Genomic DNA, 11,795 nt, shown 5'->3' with positions numbered 1-11,795 from the left:
CGGTCTCCCACGCCTTCCGGCGCGGTGACCGCACGGACTTCCCTTTTTTTACGCCGCGTTCACCGGAATATCGCAGCCGTACGGAAGCGTTCACCATGCACGCACTTGGCGGTGAGTGCTGCCCGCGGGCGCTCCGCCGCACGTTCCACCCCGCTCGGTCCGCTCGGACTTTCCCGCTCGACCCCCTGCCCGGAGGCCACACGTATGCAACGGACGACGAACGAACAGCAGGGTCTTCCCGAAGATCTCCCCGACCCGCGCCGGAGCGGGGGCAAGGGCGGCGGGGTCGTCCCCGTGCTCGCGTTCGCGGGGATCACCGTCGCGGTGATGCAGACGCTGCTCGTCCCCGTCATCAAGGATCTGCCGTCCCTGCTGGGCACCGACCCCGGCAACGCGACCTGGGTGATGACGGCGACCCTGCTCGCCGGGGCCGTCGCGACGCCGATCATGGGGCGCCTCGGCGACCTGAACGGCAAGCGGCGGATGCTGCTGGCCAGCCTCGCGGTGATGGTGGTCGGCTCGCTGATCTGCGCCTCCACCGACGAGCTCGTGGTGATGATCGCCGGCCGGGCGCTCCAGGGCTTCGCCATGGGCGCGATCCCGCTGGGGATCGGCATCATGCGCGATGTGCTGCCGCCCGAGAAGCTCGCCTCGGCGATGGCCCTGATGAGCTCCTCCATAGGAGTGGGCGGCGGACTCGCGCTGCCCGCCGCCGCGGTCGTCGCCCAGCACGCCGACTGGCACGCCCTCTTCCTCGCCTCGGCCGCACTGGGTGTGGTCGCCATGACGCTGACCGCCTTCGTCGTGCCGGAGCCTCCGCTGCGCGCACCGGGGCGCTTCGACCTGGTCGGTGCGCTGGGCCTCTCCGTCGGTCTGGTCTGTCTGCTGCTGCCGGTCACCAAGGGCGGCGACTGGGGCTGGACCTCCCCCCTCACCCTGGGGCTGATCGCCGCGTCGCTGGTGGTCCTGGTGCTGTGGGGCCTGTTCGAGCTGCGCTCCCCGGCGCCGCTGGTGGATCTGCGGACCAGCGCCCGCCGCGAGGTGCTGCTGACCAACCTCGTCTCGATCATGGTCGGGGTCGCCTTCTACGCCGTCTCGCTGGTCCTCCCGCAGCTGCTCCAGCTGCCGGAGTCGACGGGGTACGGCCTGGGCCGGTCCATGGTGGTGGCCGGACTCTGCGTGGCGCCGCTGGGTCTGACGATGATGTTCGTCGCCCCGCTGTACGCCCGGATCTCGGCCCGCCGCGGCCCGAAGGCCTCCCTGATGCTCGGCATGCTGATCATCGCCGTGGGTTACGGGGCGGGACTCGGCCTGATGAACGCCGCCTGGCAGACCGTGATCATCGCGGTGGTCCTCGGGGCGGGGATCGGACTCGCGTACTCCTCGCTGCCCGCGCTGATCATCGGGGCGGTCGACGCCTCCGAGACCGGTGCGGCCAACGGCCTCAACACGCTGATGCGGTCGATCGGCACCTCGCTGTCGAGCGCGGTGATCGGCATGGTGCTGGCGAACACCGCGGTGCCGATGGGATCGGTGGACGTGCCCAGCATGGAGGGCTTCCGCACCTCCTTCATGATCGCCACCGGGGCGGTGCTGATCGGTCTCGTGCTGGCCGCGTTCCTGCCGGCGCAGCGGCGGGCGCGCCCGGTGCTGCTGGCCAGCAGCGCGGGCGACGCGCTCGCCGCCGCGGAGTACGCGGCCGCGGCGGAGTCCGCTCCCGCGGGGGTGCGGGCCGGCGCCGCTGAGCGCCGGACCCCCTAGCGGGCGGCCCGGACACCCCGGTTCCGGCCGCGCGTTCCTGCGGCCGGGCCCCGGACCGCCCGGCCCGCAGGGGTCACCCGTACGCCCCGCCGGTTCCCGCGGCGGGGGCGTACGGCACGATGGGACGCCGTCCGATCCGCCGCCCCACCAGGAGGAACCCCGTGGCCGCCGAGTCCGCCGTCCGTCCCGAGCCGGAGGTCCTCGCCGCCTTCGAGGCCGCCAAGGGCTTCATGCCGGTCCACGAGGGGCTCGCCCTGTACGCCGCCGCCACCGGGGCCGCCGCACTGGGACTGCCGCTGCTGGAGGTCGGCACGTACTGCGGACGGTCCACGGTCCTGCTGGCGGCCGCCGCGCGGGCGGCCGGGGTGACCGCCCTGACCGTCGACCACCACCGGGGCAGCGAGGAGCAGCAGCCCGGGTGGGAGTACCACGACCCGGCGGTGGTGGATCCCGAGGTCGGCCTGATGGACACGCTGCCGTCCTTCCGGCGCACCCTGCACCGGGCGGGTCTGGAGGAGCACGTGGTGGCGATCGTCGGACGGTCCCCGCAGGTCGCGGCGGTCTGGGGCGGCGCGCTCGGGCTCGTCTTCATCGACGGCGGGCACACCGACGAGCATGCGAACGGCGACTACGAGGGCTGGGCCCCGAAGGTGGCCGACGGCGGTCTGCTGGTCATCCACGACGTGTTCCCGGATCCGGCGGACGGCGGCCAGGCCCCGTACCGCGTCCACCGGCGCGCCCTGGACTCGGGGGCGTTCACGGAGCTGTCGGTGACGGACTCGCTGCGCGTCCTGCGGCGCACCGGTCCGGGAGTCTGACCGGCGGTCCGGCGGTCCCCGGCCGAGGATCACGGATAGCATCGCGGCGTGCGCCACCACGATCTCCTTCCCCCCACCTCACCCCGCCCGGGGCCGCGCAGCCGAGCCGTGTTCGCCGCGGCGGCACTGGCGGGCGTCTGTCTGACCGCCACCGGATGCGCGGACGGCGGCGGTCCCGGCGCCGCCGGCGCGGAATCCGCGGCACGGCCGCCCTCCTCCGCCCCTCCCGGAGCACCGGACGCCTCCCCGAGCCCCTCGCGGGGCCCGCTCACCGGCCGCACCGTGGTCGTCGACCCCGGGCACAACCCCGGGAACCGCGACCACACGCGGGAGATCAACAGCCAGGTGGACATCGGCACCGGCCGCAAGGAGTGCGACACCACCGGCACCGCGACCGACGCGGGGTACCCGGAGGCCCGGTTCACCCTCGACGTGTCCCGGCGGCTGCGGACGCTGCTGGAGGAACAGGGCGCCGAGGTCGTCCTGACCCAGGACGACGACCGCCCCTACGGCCCGTGCGTCGACGAGCGTGCGCGGATCGGCAACGAGAAGAAGGCCGACGCGGTCGTCTCGGTCCATGCGGACGGTTCCGCAACCGGCAACCGGGGATTCCACGTCATCCTTCCCGCAGCGGTGAACGGCGGCGGTGCGGACACCTCGGAGATCGTGGCCCCTTCGCGTGACCTGGGCGTGCGGATCGCCGGAAGTTTCGGACGCGCCACCGGAAGTGCACCGTCCGACTACATCGGCGACGGCACCGGGCTCGACACCCGTGGCGATCTCGGTGGTCTCAATCTGTCGACGGTGCCGAAGGTATTCATCGAATGCGGCAACATGCGTGACCCGAAGGACGCCGCACTGCTGACCAGTGCGAGCTGGCGGCAGAAGGCGGCCCTCGGTATCGCCGGGGGCATCGAGGGCTATCTGACGCGGTAGTTCCGCGGTGCGGGTGACGACTTCGGGGGGAGGCCGGAGACGGGAAGCGGGCAGCGGCACGGCCCGCCCGGGCAGACGATAGATTCATCCGTACGATGGGGAGCCGCCCCCGGGCTTCGCGCCGTACCCGCCGTTCGGGCAGCATCGACGACCGCCCCGACGAGACGACCGACTAAGGACCTTCACGTGAATATCCGCTCCCTCACTCGAGGCGACGGCGTGGTGATCGGAGCAGCGGTCGTGCTGTTCGTCGCCTCTTTCCTCGACCTCTCCGGCTACGAATGCCCCTCGGGCGTGGACTGCTCGGGCTACAGCGCGAACGCCTGGGACTCGCTCTCCGTCCTGATGGGCATCTACCTCGCCGGCATCATCGGTGCCGCGCTGCTGATCGTCAGCCGCGCGCTGCCGGGCCGCAAGGTGGTCGGCTTCGAACTCGGCCAGTTCGGCGCCGCGTTCACGGTCTACGCGCTGTGGACCATGTTCTGGACGATCATCGACGCCGGTGACGCGGGCGCCGGCCTGATCCTCGGGCTGCTGGCGACCATGGCGCTGGCCGGCGCCGCCGTGGCCACCCCGCTGGTCCCCCTGCTCAAGGCCCCGCTGCTGGGCGAGCCCCGCCCCGCGCAGGCCGCGCAGCCGGCCTACGGCCAGCAGCCGGGCCAGGGTTACGGCTACCCCGGTGCCCAGCAGCAGCCCTACGGCGCCCAGCCCGGCCAGCAGCAGCCGTACGGCGGCCAGCAGGGCCAGCAGCAGGCACCGCAGCAGGCCTCGCAGGGCGGCGGGGCGCCGGCCGGCGACTTCACCCCCTTCTGGTTCGCCGTGCCGGTGTCCCGTCCGCTGTACGGCGAGGACGGCGCCCCGAACCCGATCGCCGAGCTGGCGCCCGGTACGTGGTACCTCGCGGTCGAGCAGCGCGGTCCCGGGCTCGTCGCCCAGACCCAGGACGGCCGTCGTGGTGTCCTGCAGGACACCACGGGCATCCAGCGCGGCTGAGCCGCCCCGTGCCCGAGTGGCCCCCGCCCCGAAGGGCGGGGGCCACCGTCATGTCCGGGGGTGTGCGCGGCGGTTGGCGCCTGGCTGGGCTTCCGCCCGGGGGTCAGCCGGTCAGCTGGGACGCGGAGGGCACCTTGTTCCGGACCTCGGCCCCGGCGCTCTTCCCGGCCTCCTTGACGCTGCCGATGACGCTCTCGAAGACGCCCACGTCGCCCGCGCCCGCCTGGCCCTTGCCCATCCGGGTGGCGACGTCCTTCAGCGAGTCGATCCCGGCGGCCAGCGGCGCGACGGCCTTCGCCAGCAGCGGGTCGCCCTCGGCGTTGGCCGCCGCGGCCTTGAGCCGGTTGTAGGCGAAGGCGCCCGCGACGCCCGCCTTGACCGTCGCGACGGTCCGCCCGTCCGCGCCCTTCGTGAACTTCCCCGCACGGTAGGGCTTCACGATCCACTGGTACGCCGCTCCCGCCGCCAGGCCCGCGTTGGCCACGAAGCGCGTCTTGGCGAACTTCTGCTTCTGCGCCGACGTCGAGGGGCTCGGGCTCGCCGAGCTGCTGGCCGTCCCGGCGCCACCGCCGCCGTCGCCGCACGCGGTGGCCCCCAGCAGGAGGGAGCAGGACAGCAGGAGCGCCCCGAAGAGCCGGCGAAGCGGTACGGAACGGGACACGGCAGGCCTCCCTGACGGGGGTTCTCACGACGAGTGACGCGGTCCGCCGCTCGCCGTCAGACTCACCCGCACGGGCGTGTTCCGCCACCCGGCACCCGCCGTACGGGTCCGGCCCACGCCGAACTCTCCGCAGGGGTTTCACTCACGGTAAAGCGGCAATCCGGAGAGCATGTCTCCAAGAACAGGCACAGGAAGCAGTACCGCCGCACGTGTCATCGCCGTCGTCGCGGACATCATGGCCTTCATCATCGTTCTGTGGATCGTGATGTACCTGCTCGACGCCAACCGGGGCAACGACCTGGTCCAGTGGGTCCAGGAGTCGGCGCGCTGGCTGGCCGGCTGGTCGTACGACCTGTTCACCTTCGACGAAGCGTGGGCGCGGGTCGTCGCCGGATACGGTCTGGCCGCTGTCGTCTATCTGTTCATCGGTCACGCCGTGGCGGGCCGGATCCGCCGCTCCTGATCCGCGGGGGTGTGCCGACGGCCCACGGGCCGTCGGCACACCCCGTCCGGTGACGCCCTCAGCGGCAGCAGTCCGGTTCGAGTCCCGCCGGGAGCCGTTCGCCGCCGAAGACCGCGGTGGTCGCCTCGTCGCCCCCGAGCGCGGCCACCGCGAGCAGCAGCGATCCGGCCGTCCAGGTGGTGAGTTCCTCGGGCCACACGGCCTTCTCGCCCTCGAAGACGTAGCCCGTCCAGTACAGCCCGCCCTCGGCCCGCAGGTGCTGGACGGACTGCAGGATCTCCAGCGCGCGGTCGGACTCCCCCGTCGCCCAGAGCGCCAGGGCCAGTTCACAGCTCTCGCCGCCGGTCACCCAGGGGTTGGGGAGCACGCAGCGGACCCCGAGGCCGGGCACGACGAAGCGGTCCCAGCCGTCCTCGATCCGCCGTGTCGCCTCGGCGCCGGTCACCGCGCCGCCGAGGACCGGGTAGTACCAGTCCATCGAGTAGCGGCTCTTGTCCAGGAAGCGTTCCGGGTGGCGGCGGATCGCGTGGCCCAGGGCGCCGGTGGCGAGTTCCCAGTCCGGCTGGGGTTCCTCCCGCTGGTCCGCCAGGGCCAGCGCGCAGCGCAGCGCGTGGTGGACGGAGGAGGAGCCGGTCAGCAGCGCGTCGGTGACCGGGGTGCCGTCGGGTTCCCGCTTCCAGCCGATCTCGCCGCCGGGCTGCTGGAGCCCCAGCACGAACTCGACGGCCGCGTAGACCGTCGGCCACATCCGGTCGGCGAAGGCGTCGTCCCCGGTGGCGAGGTAGTGGTGCCAGACGCCGACGGCCACGTAGGCGCAGAAGTTGCTCTCGCGTCCCCGATCGGTCGGCCGCTCGGGGTCGCCGTCGTGGTAGGCGGCGTACCAGGAGCCGTCCGTGTTCTGGTGGCGGGCGAGCCACGCGTAGGCGCGGGCGGCGGCCTCGTGCTCCCCGGCGGCGTCCAGCGCCATGGCGGCCTCGGTGTGGTCCCACGGGTCGAGATGGTGGCCGCGGAACCAGGGCAGCGCCCCGTCCTCGCACTGCACCGCGAGCAGTGCGGCGACGGTCTCGGTGGCCTGTCCCGCGGTCAGGACGCCCGGCAGGACGAGGTGTTCGGTCTGCTCCGGCGTGCTCACGCCTCGGCCTTCGGCAGGTGCGGCTTGGTCGCGTAGGCCACGAAGCTCTTGCCGACGACCGGGTTGAGCAGCTGCTCGGTGACCCGGGTGACCAGGGGCTTCTTCATGATGTCCCAGACCAGCAGCTTGTGGTAGGCGCGCACCGGGAGCGCCGCGTCGTCACCGTCGCGGCCCACGCCGAACGCGCACTTGAGCCACCAGTAGGGGCTGTGCAGCGCGTGGGCGTGGTGGGTGCCGTAGGGCTTGAGCCCGGCCTCACGGATCCGGCCGAGGAGTTCGTCGGCCTTGTAGATGCGGATGTGGCCGCCCTCGACCTCGTGGTACGCGTCGGAGAGTGTCCAGCAGACCTTCTCGGGGCCGTAGCGGGGGACGGTGATCGCGATCCGGCCGCCGGGCCTGAGCACCCGGACCATCTCGGCGAGCACGCCCTTGTCGTCGGGGATGTGCTCCATCACCTCGGAGATGATCACGACGTCGAAGGACGCGTCCGGGAAGGGGAGGTTGAGGGCGTCGCCCTCCATCGCGGTGGCGGTGGCGCCGGCGGGCGCCTCACCGGCCTCCTCCATCGCGGCGAACCACTTCGCGACCTCGCGGATCTCCTCGGCGTTCTGGTCGAGCGCCACGACCCGGGCGCCGCGCCGGTAGCACTCGAAGGCGTGCCGGCCCGCGCCGCAGCCCAGGTCGAGCACCCGGTCGCCTGCGGCGAGCGGGAAGCGGGTGAAGTCGACGGTCAGCACGGGGGCCTGCCTTCGAGGTCGGAGGTACGGATTCCGGGAGCCGTGCGGGTGCTCACCTGCGGGCTCCCCGGGCGGCGATCGACTGGCGGTAGAGCGCGACGGTGCCCAGCGCGGCCCTGGCCCAGGTGAAGCGGGCCAGCACCCGGGCGCGGCCGGCCTCGCCGAGCCGGGCGCGCAGCTCGCGGTCGCCGAGGAGCCGGCCGAGCGCGGCGGCGAGCGCCCCCGCGTCGCCGGGCGGCACGGCGAGGCAGGTCTCCCCGTCCGGGCCCGTGACCTCCGGGATGGCGCCGCCGGTGGTGGCCACCAGCGGGGTGCCGGTGGCCATGGCCTCGGCGGCGGGCAGCGAGAAGCCCTCGTACAGGGAGGGGACGCAGGAGACCTGGGCGCTGCGGACCAGGTCGACGAGTTCGGCGTCGCTGATGCCCTTGACGAACTCGACGGCGTCCTGGAGTCCGTAGCGCTCGATGGCCTGGGCGACGGGGCCGTCCTCGGCCCGCCTGCCGACGACCACGAGGTGCGCCGCCGGGTTCTCGGTGCGGAGCTTGGCGAGGGCCTCCACCAGGTGGACGAGCCCCTTGAGCGGGACGTCGGCGCTGGAGGTGGTGACGATCCGTCCGGGGACCTCGGCGACCGAGGGGTCGGGCGACCAGAGGTCGGTGTCGGCCCCGATGTGCACGACCTGGACCCGGTCCCGGCGCACCCCGAGGTGCTCGGTGATCTCCTGCTGCGACGAGCCGGAGACCGTGAGGACGGAGGGCAGGCGGCGGGCGACGCGCTTCTGCATCCGGGTGAAGCCGTACCAGCGGCGGACGGAGAGCCGGCGGCGGGCCGACTCCGCGGCGTCCAGGTCGAGCCGGCGGTCCACGGTGATCGGGTGGTGGATGGTGGTGACGAGGGGGGCGCCGAGGTCCCCGAGCAGGCCGTAGCCGAGCGTCTGGTTGTCGTGCACGACGTCGAAGTCCCCGCGCCTGGCGCGCAGATGACGGCGGGCCCGCAGGCTGAAGGTGAGCGGTTCGGGGAAGCCGCCGGTCCACATGGTGGCGACCTCGGCGAGGTCGATCCAGTCGCGGTACTCGCCGCGGCGCGGGGTGCGGAACGGGTCCGGCTGGCGGTAGAGGTCGAGGCTCGGGAGCTCGGTGAGCGGGACGCCCTCGTCGAGCACGGGGTAGGGCTGGGCGCCGATCACTTCGACGCTGTGGCCGAGCCTGGCCAGCTCCCGGCCGAGGTGGCGGACGTAGACGCCCTGGCCCCCGCAGTAGGGGTTGCCCTTGTAGGTGAGGAGCGCGATGCGCAAGGGCCGGTCACCGTCGGTGCCCGCGAGGGGGCCTGTCTCTACGGCCTCAGCGGTCACACTCGGCCCCCTTCTCACTGCGTTTTCGCCGGAGCGTAACCGCTCGCGCTAATCTAGAACAAGTTTCAGACTCGTTCGTTCAAACTCGCACCGAATCTACCGGCAGGTAGCGTCGACGTGACGGCAGGATCAGGTGATTCGCGCCACGATGGAGGCCCTGGCATGCTGTGCGCGCCCGGAGACCGGCGCCCGGCCGGACGGGAAACCGGTTCTCCCTTCCTGGATGGGGACAGATGACAGCGGAAGCCAGGCCGGCGGCCCTGCCCCTGACGGAGCGTCAGGAGGCCCGTCGCCGCAGCATCCTGCGGGCCGGCGCGCAGCTGGCCGGGCGGGGCGGTTTCGAGGCGGTGCAGATGCGCGAGGTGGCGGACGCCGCCGGGGTCGCCCTGGGCACGCTCTACCGCTACTTCCCCTCCAAGGTCCACCTGCTGGTCGCGATCATGCAGGACCAGCTCCAGCGACTCCAGGTCACGCTCCGCAGGCGGCCGCCCGCCGGGGACGACGCGGCCCAGCGGGTCGCGGAGACCCTGATGCGGGCCTTCCGGGCGCTCCAGCGGGACCCGCATCTGGCGGACGCCATGGTGCGGGCCCTGACCTTCGCCGACCGCGGGGTGAGCCCGGAGGTGGACGCCGTCTCCCGGCTGACGACGGCGATCGTGCTGGACGCGATGGGGCTGGAGGAGCCCACGCAGGAGCAGCTGTCCGTGGTGCGGGTCATCGAGCACACCTGGCACTCCGCGCTGATCACCTGGCTGTCGGGGCGGGAGTCGATCGCCCAGGTGAAGCGGGACATCGAGACGGTGTGCGGGCTGATCGACCCGCCGGCGGCCGCGCGCTGAGGACCTGGACCGTGTGCGGTGCCCACACCGGCACCCGCACAGGTGGGGTGCCCTGCACCATGTCGGCGGCGGCACGGTGTCCGCAGGGTTCGGCCGGCCTCGCCCGGACTCAGCGGTCCCGGCCGCCCGACAGCAGGTGCAGGCGCAGGGCGAGCTGGAGCTCCAGGGCGCGGTCGGGCTCGTTCCAGTCGCGGCCGAGCAGCACCTGGATGCGGTCCAGGCGCTGGACGACGGTGTTCACGTGGACGTGCAGCTCGTCCTTGGCGCGGATCAGGCTGCCGCCCGCCCCGAAGTAGGCGCGCAGTGTCCGTACGAGGTGGGTGCCGCGCCGCTCGTCGTAGCGCAGCAGCGGCCCCAGCACCCCGGCCACGAAGCCGTCCACGTCCTGGGCGTTGCCCAGGACGACGCCCAGGAAGCCGAGTTCGTCGACGCCGGCCCCTTCGCCCTCGCGGCCCAGCACCCGCATGGCGCGCAGGCAGCGCGCGGCCTCGGCGTGGGCGGCGGCGAGTTCGCGGGCGCCGCGGGCGGGTCCGGTGCCGGCGACGGTGACGGGCGCCTGGACCAGGTGGCCGAGCTGCGCCGCGGCGGCGCGTGCGGCGTCGCCCGGGGGCGCGTCGTCGCCGTCGTGGTCGATGAGCAGCACGACGGCGCCGGCGTGTTCGGCGCTGACCCCGTGGATGTCCCCGCCGAACAGGTAGCGCAGGGCGGCACCCCCGAGCCGCTCCCCGGCCGCCGCCTCCGCCACCAGCAGGACGTGGGGCCGGTCCAGGTCGATGCCCAGTCTCCGGCCCCGCTCGGCCAGCCCGGCGGGATCGCGGCCCGGGTCGCCGAGCAGGTCGCTGATCAGCTCGCCCCGTATCCGGTTCTCGGTCTCGGCGACCGTGCGGCGCAGCAGCAGCAGGAGGCCGGTGACGACGGCGGCGCGTTCGTAGAGCCGCCGGTCGGAGTCGTCGAGCCGGGCGGGCCGGTGCAGCACCAGGCTGGCGAGGAGCTCCTGGCCGGCGAGCACCGCGCAGATCCAGCGGCCGTCGCGGTGCACGGCGCGCGCCTCGTGCCGGGACTCCTCCGCGGTGCCGGAGAGCCAGCCGGCGTCCATGCTGTCGGCGGCGAACGCGGTGCCGTCGGGCCGTACGGCCGCCAGCGGGCGCCCGCCGGGGTCGTGGATGGTCAGGGGGCTGTCGAGCAGCCCGGCGACGGACACGGCGACGTCCTTCACGTCGCCGCCGCGCAGCACCAGGTCGGTGAGCCGGTCGTGGGCCTCCTCGGCGCGCTGCATGGCGGCCGAGTGGGCGCGTACGGCGGCGTTGGCCTCGGCCAGTTCGGCGTTCGCGCCGGCGAGTTCCGCGAGGGCGGTGCGGGTGTCGTCCAGGGCCCGGGCGGTGTCGATGGCGATCGCGGCGTGCGCGGCGAGCGAGCAGAGCAGGGCCACCTCGTCGGGGCTGAAGACCCGCGCGGCACGGTCGGCCGCGAAGAGGACCCCGATGACCTTCCCGGTCCCGCCCCGGCTGGAGCCCAGCAGCAGCGGTACGCCGAGGATCGCCACCAGCCCCTCGTCCAGCACCCCGGCGTTGATGTTGCGGGTGTGGCGGAAGCGTTCGTCGGTGCGGTAGTCGGGGGTGGCGTAGGGGCTCGCGGTCTGGGCGACCAGTCCGCCGAGCCCCTCGCCCAGCTCCAGCCGGAGCCGCTGGAACAGGACGGACACCGATCCGTCGGTGACCCGCATGTAGGTGTCCCCGGCCTCCTCGTCGGGGAGCGTGAGGTAGGCGGTGTCGGTGCCCAGCAGCATCCTGGCGCGCCGCACGATCGCCTTGAGCACGTCGTCCAGGTCGCGGGAGGCGGCCAGGTCACCCGCCGTGTCGAAGAGGGCGGTGAGCTGGAGCTCCCTGCGCCGGTGCTGGCGCAGGGAGCCCCGGATGCGCAGTGCGGCGGCGGCCGCCCGTTCCACCTCGGCCAGTTCGGGCGCGGGCACACCGGCGGCCCTGGCCTGCGAGGTGACGGCGCCCAGAGCCTCGGCGGGGGCGTCGTCGGCCAGCAGGTCGAGGAGGCGTGCCAGGAGGGACGCGGCGGAGCGGGGCGGTTCAGACATGGGCGGTCATCGTTCTTC

Annotated in this window: 11 protein-coding genes; 6 read left to right on the top strand and 5 right to left on the bottom strand. The window is 73.6% G+C overall.

The window, feature by feature from the left end; all coding sequences use genetic code 11:
- Nucleotides 1-204: 204 nt before the first annotated feature.
- The 4 genes from ABZ172_RS00775 (at nt 205) to ABZ172_RS00760 (ending at nt 4,508) form a co-directional block, all read left to right on the top strand.
- Nucleotides 205-1,761 (top strand): MFS transporter, encoded by a 1,557-nt coding sequence (locus ABZ172_RS00775; protein WP_356878670.1) that lies wholly within the window; start codon nt 205-207, stop codon nt 1,759-1,761.
- A 161-nt stretch (nt 1,762-1,922) separates the two neighbouring features.
- Complete coding sequence (locus ABZ172_RS00770) at nt 1,923-2,579, top strand: class I SAM-dependent methyltransferase (RefSeq protein ID WP_356878668.1); 657 nt, start codon at nt 1,923-1,925, stop codon at nt 2,577-2,579.
- Nucleotides 2,580-2,627: 48 nt separating this feature from the next.
- Nucleotides 2,628-3,515 (top strand): N-acetylmuramoyl-L-alanine amidase, encoded by an 888-nt coding sequence (locus ABZ172_RS00765; RefSeq protein WP_356878666.1) that lies wholly within the window; start codon nt 2,628-2,630, stop codon nt 3,513-3,515.
- Nucleotides 3,516-3,701: 186 nt separating this feature from the next.
- Complete coding sequence (locus tag ABZ172_RS00760) at nt 3,702-4,508, top strand: hypothetical protein (RefSeq protein WP_356878664.1); 807 nt, start codon at nt 3,702-3,704, stop codon at nt 4,506-4,508.
- A gap of 103 nt (nt 4,509-4,611) precedes the next feature.
- On the opposite strand, the gene ABZ172_RS00755 is transcribed toward ABZ172_RS00760, so the two are convergent.
- Nucleotides 4,612-5,169 (bottom strand): hypothetical protein, encoded by a 558-nt coding sequence (locus ABZ172_RS00755; protein ID WP_356878662.1) that lies wholly within the window; start codon nt 5,167-5,169, stop codon nt 4,612-4,614.
- 169 nt (nt 5,170-5,338) lie between these two features.
- On the opposite strand from ABZ172_RS00755, the gene ABZ172_RS00750 reads away from it, so the two are divergent.
- Nucleotides 5,339-5,632, top strand: coding sequence for a hypothetical protein (locus ABZ172_RS00750; protein WP_356878660.1), 294 nt, complete (start codon nt 5,339-5,341; stop codon nt 5,630-5,632).
- Between the two features lie 58 nt (nt 5,633-5,690).
- Here ABZ172_RS00750 and ABZ172_RS00745 read toward each other — a convergent pair whose 3' ends face one another.
- From ABZ172_RS00745 to ABZ172_RS00735, 3 genes are read right to left on the bottom strand one after another with little or no spacing between them, the layout of a single operon-like run.
- On the bottom strand, nt 5,691-6,764 hold the full coding sequence (locus ABZ172_RS00745; protein ID WP_356878658.1) for a prenyltransferase: 1,074 nt from the start codon (nt 6,762-6,764) through the stop codon (nt 5,691-5,693).
- Nucleotides 6,761-7,501 carry a class I SAM-dependent methyltransferase gene (locus ABZ172_RS00740; protein WP_356878656.1) on the bottom strand — a complete coding sequence of 247 codons (741 nt, stop codon included), beginning with the start codon at nt 7,499-7,501 and terminating at the stop codon, nt 6,761-6,763. The genes ABZ172_RS00745 and ABZ172_RS00740 overlap by 4 nt, the downstream gene beginning before the upstream one ends.
- Before the next feature lie 52 nt (nt 7,502-7,553).
- Nucleotides 7,554-8,852: a glycosyltransferase family 4 protein gene (locus ABZ172_RS00735; RefSeq protein WP_356878653.1), complete on the bottom strand. Its 1,299-nt coding sequence runs from the start codon at nt 8,850-8,852 to the stop codon at nt 7,554-7,556.
- Nucleotides 8,853-9,085: 233 nt separating this feature from the next.
- Here ABZ172_RS00735 and ABZ172_RS00730 point away from each other — a divergent pair, with 233 nt between their 5' ends.
- Nucleotides 9,086-9,691: a TetR family transcriptional regulator gene (locus tag ABZ172_RS00730; protein ID WP_356878651.1), complete on the top strand. Its 606-nt coding sequence runs from the start codon at nt 9,086-9,088 to the stop codon at nt 9,689-9,691.
- A 109-nt stretch (nt 9,692-9,800) separates the two neighbouring features.
- Here the strand turns inward: ABZ172_RS00730 and ABZ172_RS00725 are convergent, their stop codons facing one another.
- Nucleotides 9,801-11,777 (bottom strand): GAF domain-containing protein, encoded by a 1,977-nt coding sequence (locus ABZ172_RS00725; protein ID WP_356878649.1) that lies wholly within the window; start codon nt 11,775-11,777, stop codon nt 9,801-9,803.
- Nucleotides 11,778-11,795 lie beyond the last annotated feature (18 nt).

Origin of the sequence: Streptomyces sp. NPDC006296, assembly GCF_040613235.1 — a bacterium.
In the GTDB taxonomy this organism is placed as follows: Bacteria; Actinomycetota; Actinomycetes; order Streptomycetales; family Streptomycetaceae; genus Streptomyces.
This window is presented reverse-complemented; position numbering and strand designations above follow the sequence as displayed.